This is a genomic window from Arthrobacter sp. H20 (genome assembly GCF_000520515.1).
GTDB lineage: Bacteria > Actinomycetota > Actinomycetes > Actinomycetales > Micrococcaceae > Arthrobacter_D.
This window is the reverse complement of the sequence record NZ_KI914748.1, coordinates 22,928-42,522: the sequence shown is the minus strand read 5'-3', so window position 1 is coordinate 42,522 and position 19,595 is coordinate 22,928. Positions and strand designations below refer to the sequence as shown.

Sequence of the window (19,595 nt, the reverse complement as noted above, 5' to 3'; positions counted from 1 at the left end):
AATGCCTCGACTTCGCCGCAGTGACTGTGAAAAGCCGGGCATCACCCGCCGTCGGCACGGGAAGGGGTTCGGCTACCGGTCAGCAGCCGGGACTCCGTTGCGCGACCCCTCCGGGCTTCGGCGCATCAAGGAGCTGACCATACCGCCAGCCTGGCAGGATGTCTGGATTGCTCCCTATTCCAACGGACATAGCCAGGCGTTGGGCACCGATGCTGCGGGTCGCGGTCAGTACGTTTATCACACAGCGTGGCGGGAAAAGAAGGATCGCGAAAAGTTCGATCGAGCCCTGGAATTCGGGGAGAAGCTGCCAGCAGCACGACGGGTCATTACTTCTCACTTGCGCAGTGAGGGCATGGCTCGGGAGCGTGCTTTTGCTGCTGCCCTGCGGATAGTAGATTCGGGGTCGCTGAGGATCGGCTCCGAACAGTACGCCGAAACCAACGGATCCTTTGGAGTCACAACTCTGCAGGTGGAACACGTCCGTATCAAGGGCCCCGTGATTACCTTCGAATTCCCTGGGAAAAGTGGTCAGCAGTGGGAATCAAGTGTCAGGATGGCGACCTGGCGGCGGCAATGAGGCCCATGCTGAAGCGCGAACAGGCCGACACCGCCCTTGCCTACCGCACTGCCGACGGCGCATGGCATCGCGTCGACGCATCGCAACTGAACGGGTTCCTCCGGCAAGTCACTGGTGAGGGTTTCACGGCCAAGGATTTCCGGACCTGGCAGGCCACAGTCGTGGCGGCCATGGACCTGGCCCGCAGCGACTTGCTGGCCACCAGCAGGACCGCCCGGCAGAAAGCTGTAGCTGCAACGATGCGCGCGGTCGCTGAGAAGCTCGGCAATACTCCGGCGGTTGCGAAGCGCTCTTATGTCGATCCGTGGCTCGTCGACCGCTTCATGGCGGGTGAGGTTATCGAGATTGGCAGCTATTCCGCCTCCGAAAAGGCTGTTCGCGGTCTGCTTAAAGCGTAGTGATGCTTCCCAGTGGAAGCAGTTCATCAGTACGCTTCACTCAAGGCGCCGGGTCGGCGCGCATGTTCAACGAAAGGCGCATCATGAGCGAGCAGGCTAACGAAGGACACGACGTCACCCCGAATGAGGGCGGCGGAGCCACTTCCGACGAAAACTATCGTGGAGACGCTGGAGACCAGGCCAACGACCTGCGGTTCTCCGAGGAGCAGCAACTCATCAACAGCCAGGCAAAAGGGGAGTTCCCCGACTCGGATACCGAGAATCTGGAGCCTGTGCCAGGCGGAGGGTACACCGGCGCCCAGAAAGAAAAGACAACTGAGGGCGGCTACACCGGCGACCAGGACCCCGAGAAAGAGGGCGAATACACCGACGTTGAGGAAGACCCGTCGGATGGCACTGGCCCGCAGGGTGAGTACACGGATGCCGACACCGAGGGCGGCTCCCGCTAGCCGCGTGCCCTTCGCGCCAACGGCGTGGTGCGCTGATGATCTGGTGACTGAAGTGACCTGACGATCAGCGCGCCGGGGTCGACGGTGACGTCCAGGGAGGTGCATCTCCCTGAGAGGTCGCCGTCGAGCTGGGTCTGGGTGGGATCGGACACTGTCACAGTCACCCGTTGCGCCTGGTAGTAGTTGATCACCGGGATAACGCTGTGAGGTCGAAAGACAATCTTGGTGCCCAGCCAGATCCAGCCCAGGATGCTTCTCGGACTCAGGACCACGACATCGATGTAGCCGTCATCGATTGTCGAATCGGGGATCAATTCTATGCCGCCTGGCAGCCTTGCACAGTTGGCGAAGAGAACGCTGTGCACGGTCCGGCTCTGCGGAGGCCCGCCATCGAGGCTGATCGCGACCCTCTGTCGTTTGCCGGGAAGGCTCCGCAATCCGGCTTCGCTGTAGGCCAGCCAGCCGAACTTTTCCTTCAGTACGTCCTTGGTTGCCGCGACCACCACTGCATCCAGACCAATGCCGCCCAGCACGAGGAAGATATGCTCGGCCCGTTCACCGGTAGTGTCGTTGCGCAACTCGGCGCGTCCCATGTCGATCCGCCGCCCACCGCCGTGGAGGGCCCGGTGCACACTTGCACCCAGGTCCGAGACCGGTATGCCCAGATTGCGTGCCAGTAGGTTCCCTGTTCCCAGCGGAATGAGTCCCATGGCGACTCCTTGATGAGCTACTGCGCGGGCGACAGCCCGCACGGTCCCGTCACCTCCGGCTGCGATAACGACGTCGGCCCCCTCGCGGAGTGCCCTTATCGCCTGCCCATAGCCTGGATCCACGACTGTTGTCTCAAGGACGAGGGGCGGTTCCCACCCCGCCCCGGCGCAGGCCAGCTCGACTTGGCTGCGGGCATGCGGGGCATTGAGTTTTCGAGGGTGCAGCACCAGGGCCACCCGCTGCCGGCCCCTGGGTTCCGGCAGATGGAGGGCGCCTGTTACCGCGGGATGTTCTAGCGAATGCAACCGCCGGACCCCCAACCAACTCACTGCGGAGGCGGCCGCGGCCAGGACCAGGGCGAACAGGAGGATCAGGCGAATTGGCATGATGCACTTTAGGGTATCCCCTCAGGGGAGACTGGCGGGGATCATCGCCGGGCGCCATTGATAGTCTAGGCACGTGATCGATGTTAACGAACTCCGCGAAGACCCAGAGAAATTCCGCACTTCACAGCGCGCCCGCCGCGCCGATGTTGCCCTAGTGGACGCGATTATTTCGGCTGACTCCCGCCGCCGCGAGGTGGTCACCAGCGCTGAATCCCTACGGGCAGACCAGAACGCCTTCGGTAAGCGTGTTGCTCAGGCCCAGGGCCAGGAGAAGCAGGCACTGCTCGCGGAGGTCAAGGACCTTGCTGCGTCAGTGAAGGCTGCTGCGGCCGAGGCAGAGTCAGCCAGGCAGGAGCAGGAAACGCTCCTGCGCAGTCTGCCCAACGCCATCCAGGACGGCGTCCCCGCTGGCGGCGAGGATGATTTTGAGGTGATTAGGACGGTCGGCACGCCACGGGACTTCGGCGCCGAAGGGTTCGCCCCACGGGATCACCTGGAAATCGGCGAACTCATTGGTGCCATTGACATGGAGCGGGGGGCAAAAGTTTCAGGCTCACGCTTCTACTTCCTCAAAGGCGTCGGAGCGCGGCTGGAACTTGCCCTGCTCAACATGGCAATGGAGCAGGCGGTCCAGGCCGGATTCACCCCGATGATCACCCCCACCCTGGTTCGACCCGAGATCATGCAGGGCACCGGGTTCGACGTAGCCCACGACGCCGAGATCTACCGGCTGGCTGAGGACGACCTCTACCTGGTGGGCACGTCGGAGGTGGCAATGGCCGGATACCACTCCGACGAGATCCTCGACTTGTCAGCTGGTCCGGTCCGTTACGCGGGCTGGTCCTCCTGCTACCGCAGGGAAGCAGGTTCGCACGGCAAGGACACCCGCGGGATCATCCGGGTGCACCAGTTCAATAAGGTTGAAATGTTTGCCTATACCACTGAAGAGGAGTCCTACGCCGAGCACGCGAGGATGCTCGCGTGGGAAGAGGAAATGCTCGCCAAGGTGGAGTTGCCGTACCGGGTCATCGACACCGCGGCCGGAGACCTGGGCATGTCTGCCGCCAGAAAGTTTGACTGTGAGGCCTGGGTCCCCACCCAGGAGGCCTACCGGGAATTGACTTCCACCTCCAACTGCACCACGTTCCAGGCCCGCCGCCTGAATATCCGTGAACGGCAGCCAGCAGGCCAGAAGGGCACCCGCGCGGTCGCTACGCTGAACGGAACCCTGGCCACGACCCGCTGGATCGTCGCGATACTTGAACATCACCAAAATGCTGACGGCTCGGTTACAGTGCCTGAGGCGCTCAGGCCCTACCTGGGTGGTCTCGAAGTGCTCCCCGTGCTTGGGGCATCCTGACCCGAACCGTCCGGGCAATGAATCTGGTTCACTTGAGTAATGAAACAATTCACCACTACTGGCATCGAGGACCAGCAGGCCCAGCGTAAGCTCATCGCACTTGATGTGGACGGCACCCTGGTCGACCACGACGGAAATATGACTGATGAGGTAATGAAGGCTGCGCGCGCTGTCGTCGACGCCGGGCATGAAGTCATCATCGCCACGGGTCGCTCACTCGGTGCTGCCCTGCCCATAGTTGAAAAGATCGGCCTGACGCGCGGGTACAGTGTGTGCTCCAACGGCGGGGTGACCCTACGTATCGACCCCACCCTGCCTCAGGGTTTCGAAATTATCGACCGGGTCACCTTCGATCCCAGGCCGGCACTCGTCGCACTCAGGGAGAGGCTGCCGACCGCCAAGTATGCGCTTGAGGATGACGAGGGAAATTTCCTGGCGACCGAACGGTTCCAGGATGCCAGCTTCGGATCCCAGACCCGCACAGTCGAGTTTGAGGAGATGCTCGACGCAGCGGCGGTCAGGGTAGTTGTCTTCAGCACGGACAGCACCACCGAGCAGTTTGGTGAGGCGGTCGAAGCAATTGGTCTCCATGGCGTGACCTATTCGGTGGGCTGGACAGCCTGGCTGGATATAGCCGCGGCCGGCGTGACCAAGGCAAGTGCTCTTGAACTGTTGCGCCGCCGGCTGGATATCGACCATGCGCATACAGTGGCCGTCGGCGATGGACGAAACGATATTGAGATGCTCGCGTGGGCCGCTCGGGGCGTAGCGATGGGCCAGTCCCCCCATGAGGTGCTTGCAGCGGCAACCGAGGTGACGGCCAGCGTGGACGACGACGGCGCGGCGAAGGTTCTGCGCACCCTCGTCTAGGTCCGCAGGAGTGAGGAGCCGGCGCTCGATTCATATGGCAGCGACGACGGCGGCAGCGCAACTGGACCTGCGGTGAGGTCAAGGAGCCTGGCGGCGGCAGGCCGGGTGGCCCATTCCTCAACCCAGTGTGACCTGACCACTGCCTTACTGACGGCCTGGGTAGTGATCCCCAACTCGGCAGCAATCAGTTTCTGCTGTCCTCGGGCTCCTGGCGTCAAGAGGTCCAGGACATTCCACTCGGCCTCTGTCCGGGTGAACACAATCTGGCCCAGGAGGCGAAGGACCGCCTCAGCCTCCGCCGCTACCTCAGAATCGGGGCCCTCCACAGCCAGGGGGATGCGCTCGCCGGTCTTTTGGGCCCGGGTGACGGCCCGCCGCGCGTACACCAGGCCGTAGCCTTGTGCTTCAAGAATATTCTCGGGAATTGGCGAGTGGACCCCACCCACGCCAATTCCGACATGCCATCGGCGATGTCGGAGCGCCGTAAGGGCGACGTCGACTGCCGTCGCGGCACTACCGACGACGCCCTGCAATTCATCACCGGTTGAACGCTGGAATGGCACAACTGTCTCGATGTGCCGCAGGCCACGCAACAGGTCAGCGACGAGGTCCCCCACTTCGCGGGAGTCTCGTTGATTGATCGTCAAAACGTAGAGCATGGCTTCAGTATGCCCGAAGCCATGCTCCATAACGGTTTAATCAACCGATAAACGTTGTTTACTGATGGGGGTTGAACTAGCGGTCCTGCGAGATGGTGGTGGCGTTGTCGACGTCAGCGTCGACGTCACGGCCCTGCGGCTCGTCCTCTTCCCGCTGTTCGCCGAGCTGCTGGAAACGCTTCAGCGAGGCTTCTACTTCAGCTTCGGCAGCTTCGCGATCAGCCCAGTCGGCGGCTTCGACCCACTTGCCGGGCTCCAGGTCCTTGTACCGCTCAAAGAAGTGCTTGATCTCCTCAAGGAGGAATGGCGACACATCGGAAAGGTCCTTGATGTGGTTGAACCGCGGGTCCGTGGGGACGCAGAGGACCTTGGCGTCACCGCCGCCGTCGTCAGTCATGTTGAAAACGCCGATGGGGCGGGACTCAACCAGCACGCCCGGAATCAGATCGAAATCCTGCAGCATCACCATGGCGTCCAGCGGATCGCCGTCCTCGCCGAGGGTGTTCTCGAAGTAGCCGTAGTGGGTGGGGTACTGCATGGAGGTGAAGAGCACACGGTCCAGGCGCAGCCGGTGCGTCTCGTGGTCAATTTCGTATTTGACGCGTGATCCTTTGGGGATCTCGATGGTGACGTCGAGGTTCATGGCACTCTCCTGTGGAATCCTGTGGGCAGGGCGCGGCGGTATGCTCCAGTGGCAGCCGCATCGGTCTAATCTTAAACATATAGGTTTGGGGCGCATCCCGTGGGTTCGAACCAGTTCGACCGGCTACCGATTGGGGGACCTGTATGCTTCGTAGTGCCCGTGTTATCACGGTCGGTCTGCTCGTTGCCGTGTTCGCCAGTCTCGCGGTACCCCTTGGGTTTGCCGTTGTGCCGGTGGTGGTTCGGTCCCTGGAGCAGCCAGAGCCGATTCCTGAGCCCCCGGCTGACGAACGTCAATTGCCCCCGGTCGGGCTCACCCCACCTGCACAGGTGGCAGCCCTCGATCCAGCAGCTCCGCTGCCCAACCCCGCCCTTCTTACCTCAGCCCTCCACGCCGAGCTGAGGTTCGAGGGGTCGGGTGTCCTCTCGGGAGTGGTGGTCGACGCCGCTTCGGGGGACGTCCTCTTCGATGATGGCTCGGGCAATCAGCAACTGCCAGCATCGAACCAGAAGCTGCTCACCGCCGCAGCGGTCATGAGCAAGCTTGACCCGGGGCGACGGTTCGAGACAACAGTGGTTGCCGGAGAACTCGCCAACGAGCTGGTTCTGGTGGCCGGTGGTGATGTTTTGCTCTCCTCGGGAGAATCGGACTCGGGCGCGGTGGTTGGCCATGCCGGTCTGCAGAGCCTTGCCGAGGAAACCGTCGACGCACTGGATCCAGCTGACGGCCCGTTTAACATCCTGCTGGACGACACCCTGTTTATCGGCCCAACGCTCAACGCCGGGTGGCTCGCGGGGGATGTGAATGCTGGCGAGATAGCTCCCATCTATCCATTGGCAATCAATTCATCATGGCGCGATGAAGCAGCATCGAGAGGGCCGCGGTCGCCAGACGCTGCGCTCCATGCCGCGGCAGTGTTCCGGGAGGCGGTGGTCGTAGCCGGCAGTGAACTCGGCGTGGAAGTTGGAGCGGAGGTAATCCGATCGCCTGCGCTCGATGGCGACGCCATTCAGCTCGCCGGCGTCGAGTCGGCAACTGTCGAGCAACAGGTGGAACATATGTTGCTGACCAGCGACAACTACCTGGCCGAAACACTTGCTCGACTAGCGGCACGAGCCAGCGGTCAGCCCGCATCGTTCGGGGGCGCTACCGAAACGATTGAGAGCGCCGTTGGCCAGCTGGAGGTGCCAGGGGAGGGCCTGGTGGTCAGTGATGCGGCGGGGCTGTCGCCCCGGAACGAGGTCTCACCCGCTCAACTGGCTGCCCTGGTGCGCGCGTTGGCAGTTTCCGAGGAGCCGGGGCTGGTTTCGATCCTGAACGGTCTGCCGATAGCCGGTCTCTCAGGGACCCTGCAGGACAGGTACGAGCTGCAGGGCCCTGCAGCGAGTGGCGCCGGTCTGGTCAGGGCCAAAACGGGAACACTCAACGCGGTGACCGCTCTCACCGGCTACGTGGTGACTACCGATGGCCGGCTGCTCGTGTTCTCCTTCATGGCGGGAGGGCTTGACGGCAACACCGTAGCGGCGCGCACAGCGATCGACCGGGCCGCCGCGGCCCTGGCGAGGTGTGGCTGCCGATAGTTGCCGCTTGTTCACAGGCTAGTGTGATCGAATGGACCCCATGGAGAGCAACCTTCCGTCCACCGTCCGGCACAAGGTTCCGGCGCAGCTCATCAACTGGGACCTCGCGGCGTCCACCGCCGCGAAACTCACACCTGCGGGGCCCCAACTAAGTGAGCGCGAGATTGCTGCGGCAGTAGCAGACCTCCGCGCAGCAGCCGAGGCCTCGATCGGCTACGTGCACCAGATCACCGGACTTGACGCAGCCAAGGACCTAAGGGACTCCGACCTGCTGATTGTGGACAGGGCATCGTGGGCCAAAGCAAACACTCAAAGCTTCCAGGCGCTCATGAACCCAGCGCTGGAGCATCTTGCTCGAACCAAGCAGGACCAGCTCACAACCGCCAGCGCTGCCCTGGGCGGAACCGTCACAGGCGCCCAGTTCGGTGCCATCCTGGCCTTCCTCTCATCCAAGGTCCTCGGGCAGTATGATCCATTCGGCCCAGCCAAGAACGGAACGGGCGGGCGACTGATGTTGGTAGCGCCCAACATTCTTGCTGTTGAGCGGGACTTGAACGTTGAGCCAGCCGACTTCCGGTTGTGGGTGTGCCTCCATGAGCAGACCCACCGGGTGCAGTTCGCAGCTGCACCGTGGTTGAAGGACCACATGCTGCAGCACATCTCCGAACTCAGTGAGGGGCTTCTTGAGAAGGCGGAAGGCCTCTCGGAACGGCTGACCAAAGCAGCCAAGGGCCTCACCAGTGCCGGAGCGAAAGCTGACGCGGACCTGGACGCTACCAGCCTGAAGAGCGACAACGATCTCGGGATCCTCTCCCTGCTGCAGGACCCGCAGGACAAGGCGAGAATGTCCCACCTCACCGCCGTGATGAGCCTGCTTGAAGGGCACGCGAACGTAGTGATGGATGCCGTCGACTCCAGTATTGTGCCAAGCGTCAAAACCATCCGCCGCCGCTTCAACGCTCGTGGCAAGTCCCGCGGGCCGGTTGAGAAATTCCTCAGGCGGCTACTGGGGCTCGATGCGAAGATGCGGCAGTACAGCGATGGGGCACGGTTTGTGCGCCGCGTGGTGGACCGCGCGGGCATGGAGGGGTTCAACAGTGTGTGGACCAGCGCTGAGAACCTTCCCACCGAGGAGGAGATCCACGCCCCCGACAAGTGGATCACCCGAATGGGACTGCACAACGGTGGTTAGGCGGCCGCGGCTCAGCCCGGTGGTAGGCAACGCGAGGAATCTGCTTCGACATGCCCTGGCAGCGAGCACCGCTCCGACGGGCTCGCTGATTCTGGTCGCATGTAGTGGGGGCCCTGATTCGCTTGCTCTGGCGTCAGTCGCCGCTCATCTGGCCCGCTCGGGCAACTACCGGGTGGGTGCGGTAGTGGTGGATCATGGGCTGCAACCCGGCAGCACTTCCGTCGCCGGGCGGGCAGCACGAACACTAACTGAGCTGGGACTGGAACCTGTAAGCGTTCGTGCTGTCACAGTCGATGGCCGGGGGAGGGGCCCCGAAGCGGCGGCGCGGGCCGCCCGCTTCGACGAACTGGACGTCGCTGCCGCCGAGCTGGGCGCGTCGGCCGTCCTGCTCGGCCACACGCTCGATGATCAGGCTGAACAGGTGCTGCTGGGCCTCGCTCGTGGATCAGGCACCAGGTCCCTTGCCGGAATGCCAGCGCAGCGTGGTCTATATCTGCGGCCTTTCCTGGGGCTACGACGGGAAGAAACGGTCGAGATCTGCCGGTTCGAGGGCCTCGAGCCGTGGCATGACCCGTCCAACTCGGATCCCAGCTTCGCCCGCTCCCGGGTCAGGACGATGGTGCTGCCCTATCTGGAGGACCAACTGGGACCCGGTGTGGCCCGTGCGCTGTATCGCACCTCCCGCATCCTGGCGCAGGATGCTGACTACCTGGATCGGCTGAGCCAGGAAAGCTATGAGCAGCTTCACGTGATCGACGGCGCCGAGATCCTCCTTCCCGAAGAGGAACTGAGGTCACTACCGCCGTCACTGCGGCAACGCGTCCTGGCGCTGGCTGCGGTCCGGCTGGGCGGGGAGCAACCAAGTTTTGAGAGAATCCGAGCGACTGAGACATTGCTCGAGCGCCGGGGATCCGCTGGGCCGGTGCAGCTCGGTGGTGGCGTGAGCGTGCACCGCCAGGTGCGGGGGAAGTCTGTTCCCCAAGGGGACCCAAGCTATGGCAGTCTTATCTTTAGAAACAACCGCGCGCTTCCCCAAGCCGTCGGTGCCGCCCAATCCAAACCTTCAGGAGCAACTGGTGGATTCACAGGACGTCCATGACGACCTCAAGCATGTTCTCTACACGAAAGAGGAAATCCAGAAGCGGGTAGCTGAGTTGGCGGCGCAGATCGACGCTGACTACGCCGGCCGGGAGATCCTGATCGTGGGTGTGCTGAAAGGCGCAGTGATGATCATGGCTGACCTGGCACGGGCTCTCCATTCCCACGTGACCATGGATTGGATGGCGGTGTCCTCCTACGGATCAGGGACTCAGTCATCGGGGGTGGTGCGCATCCTCAAGGACCTCGAAACCGATCTGATGGGCAAGCACGTACTCATAGTCGAAGACATTATCGATTCAGGGCTGACCCTCTCCTGGCTGAAGTCCAACCTGCAGTCCCGCGGACCGGCGTCAGTCGAGATCTGTACCCTGCTGCAGAAGCCCGAGGCCGCGAAAGTCAGCATCGATGTCAAGTACGTCGGCTACAACATCCCGAACGAGTTCGTCGTCGGATACGGTCTGGACTTTGCTGAAAAGTACCGCAACCTCGACTTCATCGGTACTCTCGCGCCGCACGTTTACGAGTAAGGCCTCGCCACCCCGGGGCTAGGGCGCTGACGAAATCTGTCCGCCCATAGGGAACTTATGCGTGATTTGGTGCGTGGTTGTGTGCAGACGGTGTAAAGCTTGTGTAGCTTCCGTTGCGCGCCGACCGCGCAACGCCGCGATATTGGCTCGTTAAGCAGGAGGGACAGGGTCTCGAAGCCCTGAGACGCATGAAATTTAAGAACCTTTTCAAGGGGCCCATCTTCTGGATTGTGCTCGCGGTCGTGGCGCTGCTGATCATCCTGCCCAACCTGTTCAGCACCAGTAGCTCGCGGGTGGATACCAACGTGGGCCTCGACCTCCTGAACGACAACCAGGTGGAACAGGCGAAGATCTACGACGGCGATCAGCGGGTGGACCTCACCCTGCGCGACGACTACGAGGATATGGGCCGCAGTGTCCAGTTCTTCTTCAGCACTGCCCGTGCCGAGGACGTCGTGGCAGCGATCAACACCTCCGACGTCGATGGCTTCACCGACCAGCCTGCTGAAAGCAACTGGTTCACCGGCCTGCTCGGACTCCTGCTACCCCTCCTGATCATCGGTGCCATCTTCTGGTTCCTGCTCTCCCGGATGCAGGGCGGCGGATCGAAGGTGATGCAGTTCGGCAAGTCCAAGGCAAAGCTGGTATCGAAGGACATGCCCCAGGTCACGTTTAACGACGTGGCCGGCGCTGACGAAGCGGTTGAGGAACTCCACGAAATCAAGGAATTCCTCCAGGAACCAGCTAAATTCCAGGCACTCGGCGCCAAAATACCAAAGGGCGTCCTCCTGTATGGCCCACCGGGTACCGGTAAAACCCTGCTGGCACGAGCAGTGGCTGGTGAAGCGGGAGTGCCGTTCTACTCGATCTCCGGGTCAGACTTCGTCGAGATGTTCGTCGGCGTTGGCGCTTCCCGTGTGCGCGATCTATTCGAGCAAGCGAAGGCGAACGCCCCGGCGATCATCTTCGTCGACGAGATCGACGCGGTCGGTCGCCACCGTGGCGCTGGCGTTGGCGGCGGCAACGATGAGCGGGAACAGACGCTCAACCAGCTCCTGGTTGAGATGGACGGCTTTGATGCCACCTCGAACGTCATCCTCATTGCAGCAACCAACCGACCCGACGTCCTTGACCCAGCACTCCTGCGGCCCGGGCGTTTCGACAGGCAAATCGGAGTAGAGGCCCCCGACATGCTGGGCCGGGAGCACATCCTAACGGTTCACTCTCAGGGCAAGCCCATGGCACCCGATGTTGACCTCCGCTCAGTGGCCAAGAAGACCCCCGGATTTACCGGCGCCGATCTGGCGAACGTCCTCAACGAGGCTGCACTACTCACCGCACGGTCAAATGCCCAGTTGATCGACGACCGCGCCCTCGACGAATCAATTGACCGAGTGATCGCCGGGCCCCAGAAGCGCAGCCGGGTGATGAAGGAGCTGGAGCGCAAGATCACTGCCTATCACGAAGGCGGGCACGCACTGGTTGCTGCAGCACTGCGGAACACTGACCCGGTTACCAAGGTCACCATCCTGCCGCGTGGCCGCGCGCTCGGGTACACAATGGTGCTGCCCAGCGACGACAAGTACTCGATTACCCGCAACGAGCTGCTCGACCAGCTGGCATACGCCATGGGCGGCCGGGTCGCGGAGGAGATTGTGTTCCATGACCCGTCCACCGGTGCGTCCAATGATATTGAGAAGGCAACTGCAACCGCGCGAAAGATGGTCACCCAGTACGGCATGAGCGAACGGATCGGCTCGGTCAAGGTCGGCCAGGGCGGTGGCGAGCCGTTCCTCGGCCGGGATATGGGCCACGAACGGAACTATTCGGACCACATCGCCTACATCGTCGATGAGGAGATCCGTCGGCTGATCGACAACGCCCATGACGAGGCGTATGAAATCCTCACCGAGAACCGTGACGTACTGGACCGCGTCGCGCTGGAGTTGCTGGAACGGGAGACCCTGAACCAGGCGGAAATCGCCGAGGTATTCACCGAGATCCGCAAGCGCGACATCCGCGACGTCTGGCTCTCAAAGGATTCACGGCCAGTTCATGCCCTGCCGCCGGTAGTCTCCAAGAAGGAACGTGAGGAAGCCAATGTAGCCGGCGAACCCGCGCCCGAAACTGTCGCACCGCAGGACCAGATAGCCGATGCGCAGATCGTTGGCGACTTCGATGTCCACGACACCGAGCTACCCTCCCCAGAGTCAGGGGAGGGGTCCCGGGGCACAGGCGGCGCCGAAGGTTCCCAGCCCTAGCCCGTGGCAGGGCAGGCACCGCGTAGGATTGGTCCAGTGACGGATTTTGACGATGAGGTGTTCTCGGCGGCTCTCAAGGCTGCAGGCTCGCCGGTAGACCAGCCACGGATCCAGCGGGCAGTGAGAGAAATTCTTGCGGCCATTGGGGAGGACCCCGACAGGGATGGGCTGGTGGAGACCCCCAAACGGGTGGCGAGGGCGTACGCCGAGTTCTTTGCGGGGCTGCACCAAGACCCCGCTGAGATCCTTTCAACCACGTTCCAGATTGATCATGAAGAACTTGTCCTGGTCAAAGACATCCCTTTCTACTCCACCTGTGAACACCACCTCGTACCGTTCCACGGGTCTGCGCACATCGGGTACATCCCGTCGGCGGAAGGGCGGGTCACCGGGCTGAGCAAGCTGGCTCGCCTCGTCGAGGTCTTCGCGCGTCGACCCCAGGTGCAGGAGCGCCTCACCACCCAGATTGTCGAGGCCCTCATGACGCATCTTCAGCCAAAGGGTGCCATTGTGGTTATCGAATGCGAACACATGTGTATGTCCATGCGTGGAGTGCGCAAGCCTGGAGCAAAAACTGTCACATCAGCCGTCCGCGGCCAGGTGCGCGATCCCGCCACCCGCGCCGAAGCCATGAGCCTGATACTCGGAAGATAGGACACCAGATACCGATGGATTCACTCGCTGCGGCGCCAGGAACCGGGCCCGCGACCTCACCGCTACCAGTCCTCAGGGTCTCCAAAGTGGCGAAGACCCTGAAAGACCTCCCCACTGACCGCTCGCTGGTCATGGGTGTGCTGAACGTCACCCCAGATTCCTTCAGCGACGGCGGACGGTTCGGGAGCTCCGACGAGGCCATTGCTGAAGGCCTCAGGATGCATTACGCCGGCGCGGACATCATTGATGTGGGCGGTGAGTCAACCCGCCCCAACGCTGACCTGACTCTCCCCGATGAGGAACAACAGCGGATCCTGCCGGTGGTCAAGGCATTGGTGAAGGCCGGCGCCCTCATCAGTGTGGACACCATGCACGCTTCAACTGCCGCGAAAGCCATCGATGCTGGCGCAGCAGTGGTCAATGACGTATCGGGGCTGGATTTTGACCCGGCGATGCCCGCCCTGATCGCCGAACGGAAAGTGCCCTACGTTCTGTTGCACCGTCGCGGCACCGCTGCAACCATGGGCTCACTGGCCCAGTACGAGAATGTGGTCGAGGAAGTCATCACCGAGATGAGCCGCGTGCGGGATGCTTTCGTCTCAGCAGGGGTCGATCCCAGCCTGATCATCCTTGATCCCGGCCTCGGGTTCGCCAAGAACGAAGATCACAACTGGTCGATTCTGCGCGCCATTAACCGGCTCAATACGCTCGGTCATCGGGTCTTGATCGGCGCCTCACGCAAGCGGTTCCTGGGAACTCTGCTGACCTCCGCTGGTAAAGCAGCTGCTCCGCAGGAACGGGACCACGCAACAGTTGCCGTCTCGGCGCTGGCCGCTGCGAACGGTGCCTGGGGCGTTCGCGTGCACGACGTCGGGCCCAACCTGGATGCCGTCAAGGTATCTGCCGCGTGGACTGACCAGGCGCCGGGATGACTGTCGTCGCGCAGGACACCATCACCATTACCGGGGTAACAGCGGTTGGCTTCCACGGCGTGTTTGACTTTGAACGGCGCGAGGGCCAGCCGTTCGTCGTCGACGTCGTACTCCACCTCGATCTCCGCCCGGCTGGGAACACCGACGACCTCACCACCACAGCACACTACGGCGACGTGGCGGAGCAGGTGGTCGCCGCCATCACCGGGGCGCCCCTGAACCTGATTGAAGCCCTTGCTGAGCGGATCGCAGTCCAACTGCTCGCCTCATTTCCGGCCAGTACTGTCGAAGTGACTGTCCACAAACCCCAGGCCCCAATCCCAGTGCCGTTTGATGATGTTGCGGTGCGCATCGTCCGTGACCGGATCGGACAGGAAACCCCGTGACCGGGCGGGTGCGCGCGGTGCTGGCGCTAGGAAGCAACCTTGGCGACAGTCACGGCACCCTCTCACTCGCCGTCGCCGATCTGGTGGACAGCTCACGGGTGCGATTGCGTGAGGTTTCACCGGTGGTTAGATCTTCTCCTGTCGGCGGCCCGGCGGACCAGCCCGAATATCTGAATATGGTAATCGAGGTCGAAACGGACCTGGAACCCTACGAATTCCTCGCCCACTGCCAGGCCGTCGAGAACGAACACCACAGAACCAGGGATGTCCGGTGGGGGCCGCGAACCATTGACATCGACATCATTACCTTTGGTGACTACACCTCCGACGACGAGCGGCTCACCATCCCGCACCCCCGGGCCGCTGAGCGTGCCTTCGTGCTCCAACCCTGGGCGTGGATGGACTCAACGGCGCGACTTGACGGGCGCCTGGTGACTGAACTGGTCGGCGAAACCGATCTCGCTGGAATCCGACCATACGAGGGGTCTTACACCCAATGGGTTCCCTGAAGGCCAGCTGGCTGGCGGCTCTTGGGGCGATAGCGGGCATCGTGGGCTGGCTGGTGAACTGGTGGGCGAGCCAGAATGGGTTCACCGTTCCGACTCTTCCTCTGAGTTCGCTGCTGACCGTGGCGGCCATTCTGACAGTTACCCTGGTCTTCGGGTTCCGGGTACTGCGCTGGCGAAACGGCAAACGCGACCGCCCACTGGATCCGATCCTCGCCGCTCGCACAGTGGTGTTAGCCCAGGCGACCGCTTATGCTGGCGCACTGAACGCCGGTTGGCACCTCGGAATCCTGGTGGACCAACTCTCGCTCGTCGCCGTGCGTGGAGTGACCAGTTCGGTCTGGGGAACTGTGGTGCTGGTGCTCAGCGGCGGAGTAATGATCGTCGTTGGAATAGTTGTCCAGGGATTCTGTCGGCTACCACCCGACGATGGCGCCGCCGGCGCTGGGAAACGTGGTCTTGACGACGAGGGGGAGTATGCGTAAGGAACCTATTGATCCGGCCGGGCTTGACTGGACACGGGTCTCACCGAAGTACCTGACTGTACGGTTGCTCGGGTGGGCAGTTGGCACGATTATCAACGTCGCAATCTTCAGCATCCCTCTGGTCCTGCGTCTCACCGATGTCTGGTCGGGCTTCCCGCCGATGTGGGTCGTCTGGGCGTTGCCAATCGGCACCCTGATTCTCTCGATCTGGCGGGGAATCCTCCTTCCCCGGCAGGTGCGGGCCATTGGCTATGCGGAGCGGAATGAGGACCTCTTGATTCGGACGGGTGTCTTCTACCAGCGCACCATGGTGGTCCCCTACGGGCGGATGCAGTACGTCGACGTTGCTGTCGGTCCGATCGAGCGGGCATTCGGGCTGTGCACCCTCAAAATGCACACCGCGTCTCCGGGTACCAACGCGTCGATTCCGGGTCTGCCAGCAGACGAGGGCGCGCGGCTGCGTGAGCAGTTGTCCGCCCGTGGTGAGGCGAAGCTGGCCGGACTGTGACAACCCAGGACCAGACACCACCCGAAAACCCGGTAGCCCCAGACGGGTCGCTGCTGGCGACGTCGGAGGACCAGTGGAGTCGCGTTCACGTCATCTCCCCGCTCGTGCGGGGTTGGATTGCTCTGGTCGCAATCGCCTTCTTCGCCGGACAGGACCTGTTTGAAGGCCTCCTCAGCGGGGACGGCATGCCGAACTTTTCTGACAGCGGGGCACGGCTGCCCTGGGCGATCGCAATCCTTGCGGGGATCGTGGTGCTAGTGGCAGTGGGCTTCCTGTTGTCCTGGTACTTCACCCGCTACCAGGTGACTGAACAGCATGTAAGGGTCAACTCGGGGGTGCTGTTTCGTCAGAATCGGCAGGCGCGGTTGGACCGGGTCCAGGCTATTGACGTAGTCCAGCCATTCCTGGCCCGGGTTTTCGGCTTGGCGGAGTTGAAGTTCGAAGTGGCCGACGCCGGTGAGTCAGCCGTCAAACTCGCTTTCCTCAAACTCAGCGACGCCCAGCGTTTGAGGGCAACGATTCTGGCCCGCGCCGCGGGAGTGAGTATTGATCCGGACCATCCAGATGATATCCAGGAAGCACCCGAGCGTGAGGTGCTCGCTCTTAAACCGGGGCGGGTCATCGCCGCGGCACTGCTCTCCGGGACCACCCTCGTCCTCATCATCGGAGTCGCTGTGATACTCATCTTTTCGGTGACACTTGACGAGGCTGCTCCGCTGGCGGTCATCATCCCGCTGGGTCTCGGTGTGGCAGGTGGCTACTGGGGCAGCATCAAGAATGGGTTCAACTTTCGGGCTGCCATTTCCCCGGACGGCATCAGAGTCCGTTACGGTCTCCTGGACACTCGGACCCAGACCGTCCCGCCCGGGCGGATCCAGGCCGTGGGTATTAGCCAGTCACCGCTCTGGCGGATCAAGGGGTGGTACCGGATGACAGTCAATGTCGCAGGATACGGCGTGTCAGCCTCCGGCGATGCCCAGGCTAGGGCCACCCTGCTTCCGGTGGGGACCCAGGCGGAAGCCCTGCAGATCCTGGCGCTGGTGCTCCCGGACCCCGGTACAGGTGAACCCTTTGAGGTGTTCAGTGCTGGCATGGCGGGTAGAGACAGCCGCGCTGGGTTCGTCTCCACCCCGCGGCGGGCTCGATGGATCGGTCCGCTCGAGTGGCGACGCAATGGCTTCGCGGTGACAGATACGGCTCTTCTGATCCGGTCGGGGTACTTTTGGCGGAACCTCGCAGTGGTGCCACACGAGCGCACCCAATCGTTGGCTCTCCACCAGGGGCCCGTGTACCGCCGTTTCCGGGTCGCCGACCTTTTGCTCCACACCACACCCGGGCCGGTCAGTCCGCGAATTCAGCAAGTAGACGAGGAGACCGCGTGGCAGCTCTTCAACGAACAAGGGGTTCGAGCCGCCGAGGCACGCCGTCGCAGTCTGCCCGAGCAGTGGATGAAACCAGTTGAGGGGGCGGAGGAGGCGCTGATGCCTCAGGTGCCGTCGTATGACGCTTCAGCCCCGGTCAAGGACCTGACGGAACCGGCGGAAGCGGGTCCCGCCCCAGCGGGTGAGGATGAAAGCGCCCATAATGGTCAGCGCTAGCGGAGCACGGCGGCCCGGCCGACTCGGGGTAGGAATCATTGGCGCGGGCAAGGTGGGGGCAGTCCTCGGCGCAGCACTGCGCGCTGCTGATCATGCGGTAATCGGAGTCTCCGCGGTATCCGAGGCAAGCCGGGAACGCGCGGAGATGCTCCTGCCGGGTGTCCCGGTGCTGGAAATACCGGACATCATTGAGCGATCTGAACTGGTGTTGATTGCAGTTCCCGACGATGCCCTGTCTGAGCTCGTGGACGGCCTGGCCAAACTCGGGTCTTGGCAGCCGGGACAGCTGATCGCTCACACCTCCGGACGGTTCGGTATTTCGGTGCTCGAACCGGCACGGCAGATGGGAGCCATTCCCTTGGCACTGCACCCGGCAATGACCTTCACCGGGATGAGCCTGGATCTGGCACGCCTGCCCGACTGCAGTTTCGGAATCACAGCGCCGTCAGCTGTCCTTCCGGTTGCACAGGCGCTGGTGGTGGAGATGGGTGCCGAGCCAGTGGTGATCGATGAATCTCAACGGCCCCTGTACCACGCCGCGTTGGCGCATGCATCAAACCACCTGGTGACGATCACCGCGCAGTCCACCCAGCTTCTTACAGACATCGGGGTCGAGCAACCGCACCGAATGCTTGGACCGCTGATGAGAGCTTCCTTGGAGAACGCGTTGTCAGCAGGGGAGGGAGCCCTCACCGGCCCGGTCGCCCGTGGCGATACGGGAACCGTTGAGGCGCACATTGAGGCACTGAACTCCCAGTCTTCCGAGGACATCAGCGCTGCCTACCGAGGGCTCGCGATTGCGACGGCTCAACGTGCGGTTGACCGGGGACTCCTGAGCCGGGCCCAGGGCGCGGCAATCACTCGCGCTCTCACCATCGATGAGGCGGATCCCTCGTGAGTGAGCACAGGATCCCCCGATTGGTCAGGACCTCTGCGGAACTCCTGGATGCAACCACCGAACTTCTCGACGGTCGCCCAGGCTCACGCAGGGAGGGACAGCGCGCCAGTCTTGGGCTTGTCCCGACAATGGGCGCCCTGCATGAGGGGCACGCTGCGTTGGCGAGGGCTGCACGGGAAAGCAACGATGTAGTTGTTGCATCGATTTTTGTGAATCCGCTCCAATTCGGCGAACAGGCTGACCTTGAGCGCTATCCGCGACAACTCGATCAGGACCTGGAGCTTTTGGGTAGTTGCGGAGTGGACCTCGCGTTTGTACCCGCAGAGGCCGAGATGTACCCAGCTGGGCCCCCACTGATCACAGTGAACTCTGGTGCACTTGGTACTAAATTTGAAGGAGCCGCCCGGCCGGGTCATTTCGACGGAATGCTCACAGTCGTGGCAAAACTATTGCACAGTGCAGCGCCAGCGGTCGATGCCGGTTTTCGCTGCTATTTCGGGCAGAAGGACGCGCAACAGCTGGTCCTGATCCGCCGGATGGTCAACGATCTGGACTTTCCCGCCGAGATCGTGGCAGTCCCAACGGTCAGGACAGCTGCGGGGCTGGCCCTTTCCAGCCGGAATTGTTTTCTCACCGATTCAGAGGAAAGCGCGGCGCTTGTGCTATCCCGAGCGCTGCGCCTCCTCAAGGGCAGGGCCGAACGCCACGAGGCACTGGACCTTGATTCCGCGGTGGCGTTGGTCACTGGCCAGCCACTGGTGACACTGGATTATTTCGAGGTCGTTGACCCAGCGACCCTCGAGCCGTTGGCAGTTAATTGGCGGGATACCCCCTTCACCGGTGAGGCTCTGGTGCTCATCGCGGCCAGAGTGGGGTCTGTTCGACTGATCGATAACGCTCAGTTGGGATGCTGA

General features: G+C 62.6%; 22 protein-coding genes. 19 read left to right on the top strand and 3 right to left on the bottom strand.

Annotation, left to right across the window (positions count from 1 at the left end; all coding sequences use genetic code 11):
- Position 1: 1 nt before the first annotated feature.
- The 3 genes from Y703_RS23190 to Y703_RS20035 all read left to right on the top strand — a co-directional run bounded on the left by Y703_RS23190 (position 2) and on the right by Y703_RS20035 (position 1,424).
- Positions 2 to 577, top strand: coding sequence for a hypothetical protein (locus Y703_RS23190; RefSeq protein ID WP_253908055.1), 576 nt, complete (start codon positions 2 to 4; stop codon positions 575 to 577).
- A 5-nt stretch (positions 578 to 582) separates the two neighbouring features.
- Positions 583 to 975: a site-specific integrase gene (locus tag Y703_RS23185; protein WP_253908054.1), complete on the top strand. Its 393-nt coding sequence runs from the start codon at positions 583 to 585 to the stop codon at positions 973 to 975.
- Positions 976 to 1,058: 83 nt separating this feature from the next.
- On the top strand, positions 1,059 to 1,424 hold the full coding sequence (locus tag Y703_RS20035) for a hypothetical protein (protein ID WP_155849540.1): 366 nt from the start codon (positions 1,059 to 1,061) through the stop codon (positions 1,422 to 1,424).
- Here the strand turns inward: Y703_RS20035 and Y703_RS20030 are convergent.
- Positions 1,421 to 2,521, bottom strand: a complete 1,101-nt coding sequence (locus tag Y703_RS20030) for a diacylglycerol/lipid kinase family protein (RefSeq protein ID WP_051427604.1) — start codon at positions 2,519 to 2,521, stop codon at positions 1,421 to 1,423. The two genes, Y703_RS20035 and Y703_RS20030, sit on opposite strands and share 4 nt — an antisense overlap.
- Positions 2,522 to 2,594: 73 nt before the next feature.
- Here Y703_RS20030 and serS point away from each other — a divergent pair, with 73 nt between their 5' ends.
- Entirely contained in the window at positions 2,595 to 3,881 is a 1,287-nt protein-coding gene (gene serS / locus Y703_RS0113895; protein ID WP_026553188.1) for a serine--tRNA ligase, read from the top strand.
- Between the two features lie 39 nt (positions 3,882 to 3,920).
- On the top strand, positions 3,921 to 4,751 hold the full coding sequence (locus Y703_RS0113890) for a Cof-type HAD-IIB family hydrolase (RefSeq protein WP_026553187.1): 831 nt from the start codon (positions 3,921 to 3,923) through the stop codon (positions 4,749 to 4,751).
- Here Y703_RS0113890 and Y703_RS0113885 read toward each other — a convergent pair.
- A complete protein-coding gene (locus tag Y703_RS0113885) occupies positions 4,748 to 5,410 on the bottom strand; it encodes a hypothetical protein (RefSeq protein WP_026553186.1) in 663 nt (220 codons plus the stop codon). The genes Y703_RS0113890 and Y703_RS0113885 overlap by 4 nt on opposite strands.
- Positions 5,411 to 5,486: 76 nt before the next feature.
- Complete coding sequence (locus tag Y703_RS0113880; RefSeq protein ID WP_026553185.1) at positions 5,487 to 6,053, bottom strand: inorganic diphosphatase; 567 nt, start codon at positions 6,051 to 6,053, stop codon at positions 5,487 to 5,489.
- Between the two features lie 143 nt (positions 6,054 to 6,196).
- On the opposite strand from Y703_RS0113880, the gene dacB reads away from it, so the two are divergent.
- From dacB to panC, 14 genes are all read left to right on the top strand, one after another.
- On the top strand, positions 6,197 to 7,633 hold the full coding sequence (gene dacB / locus Y703_RS0113875) for a D-alanyl-D-alanine carboxypeptidase/D-alanyl-D-alanine endopeptidase (RefSeq protein ID WP_035765255.1): 1,437 nt from the start codon (positions 6,197 to 6,199) through the stop codon (positions 7,631 to 7,633).
- Between the two features lie 40 nt (positions 7,634 to 7,673).
- Positions 7,674 to 8,825 (top strand): zinc-dependent metalloprotease, encoded by a 1,152-nt coding sequence (locus tag Y703_RS0113870; RefSeq protein WP_026553183.1) that lies wholly within the window; start codon positions 7,674 to 7,676, stop codon positions 8,823 to 8,825.
- A gap of 19 nt (positions 8,826 to 8,844) precedes the next feature.
- Complete coding sequence (tilS, locus tag Y703_RS20025) at positions 8,845 to 9,924, top strand: tRNA lysidine(34) synthetase TilS (RefSeq protein ID WP_051427603.1); 1,080 nt, start codon at positions 8,845 to 8,847, stop codon at positions 9,922 to 9,924.
- Positions 9,902 to 10,453, top strand: coding sequence for a hypoxanthine phosphoribosyltransferase (gene hpt, locus Y703_RS0113860; RefSeq protein WP_026553182.1), 552 nt, complete (start codon positions 9,902 to 9,904; stop codon positions 10,451 to 10,453). Before tilS ends, hpt begins: the two co-directional genes overlap by 23 nt.
- 188 nt (positions 10,454 to 10,641) lie before the next feature.
- Entirely contained in the window at positions 10,642 to 12,714 is a 2,073-nt protein-coding gene (gene ftsH / locus Y703_RS0113855) for an ATP-dependent zinc metalloprotease FtsH (RefSeq protein WP_026553181.1), read from the top strand.
- A 36-nt stretch (positions 12,715 to 12,750) separates the two neighbouring features.
- Complete coding sequence (gene folE / locus Y703_RS0113850; RefSeq protein ID WP_026553180.1) at positions 12,751 to 13,368, top strand: GTP cyclohydrolase I FolE; 618 nt, start codon at positions 12,751 to 12,753, stop codon at positions 13,366 to 13,368.
- Positions 13,369 to 13,382: 14 nt separating this feature from the next.
- The gene (folP, locus tag Y703_RS0113845) at positions 13,383 to 14,300 is read left to right on the top strand and encodes a dihydropteroate synthase (RefSeq protein ID WP_026553179.1); all 918 of its coding nucleotides are present in this window, start codon (positions 13,383 to 13,385) and stop codon (positions 14,298 to 14,300) included.
- Positions 14,297 to 14,686 (top strand): dihydroneopterin aldolase, encoded by a 390-nt coding sequence (gene folB / locus Y703_RS0113840; RefSeq protein WP_026553178.1) that lies wholly within the window; start codon positions 14,297 to 14,299, stop codon positions 14,684 to 14,686. The genes folP and folB overlap by 4 nt, the downstream gene beginning before the upstream one ends.
- Positions 14,683 to 15,195, top strand: a complete 513-nt coding sequence (gene folK, locus Y703_RS0113835) for a 2-amino-4-hydroxy-6-hydroxymethyldihydropteridine diphosphokinase (protein WP_026553177.1) — start codon at positions 14,683 to 14,685, stop codon at positions 15,193 to 15,195. The genes folB and folK overlap by 4 nt, the downstream gene beginning before the upstream one ends.
- Positions 15,183 to 15,677 carry a DUF3180 domain-containing protein gene (locus tag Y703_RS0113830; protein WP_026553176.1) on the top strand — a complete coding sequence of 165 codons (495 nt, stop codon included), beginning with the start codon at positions 15,183 to 15,185 and terminating at the stop codon, positions 15,675 to 15,677. The genes folK and Y703_RS0113830 overlap by 13 nt, the downstream gene beginning before the upstream one ends.
- Entirely contained in the window at positions 15,670 to 16,185 is a 516-nt protein-coding gene (locus Y703_RS0113825) for a PH domain-containing protein (protein ID WP_026553175.1), read from the top strand. Before Y703_RS0113830 ends, Y703_RS0113825 begins: the two co-directional genes overlap by 8 nt.
- Positions 16,182 to 17,783: a PH domain-containing protein gene (locus tag Y703_RS20020; protein WP_081743551.1), complete on the top strand. Its 1,602-nt coding sequence runs from the start codon at positions 16,182 to 16,184 to the stop codon at positions 17,781 to 17,783. Before Y703_RS0113825 ends, Y703_RS20020 begins: the two co-directional genes overlap by 4 nt.
- Complete coding sequence (locus Y703_RS0113815; RefSeq protein ID WP_026553174.1) at positions 17,770 to 18,681, top strand: Rossmann-like and DUF2520 domain-containing protein; 912 nt, start codon at positions 17,770 to 17,772, stop codon at positions 18,679 to 18,681. The genes Y703_RS20020 and Y703_RS0113815 overlap by 14 nt, the downstream gene beginning before the upstream one ends.
- The gene (panC, locus tag Y703_RS0113810; RefSeq protein WP_253908053.1) at positions 18,678 to 19,595 is read left to right on the top strand and encodes a pantoate--beta-alanine ligase; all 918 of its coding nucleotides are present in this window, start codon (positions 18,678 to 18,680) and stop codon (positions 19,593 to 19,595) included. Before Y703_RS0113815 ends, panC begins: the two co-directional genes overlap by 4 nt.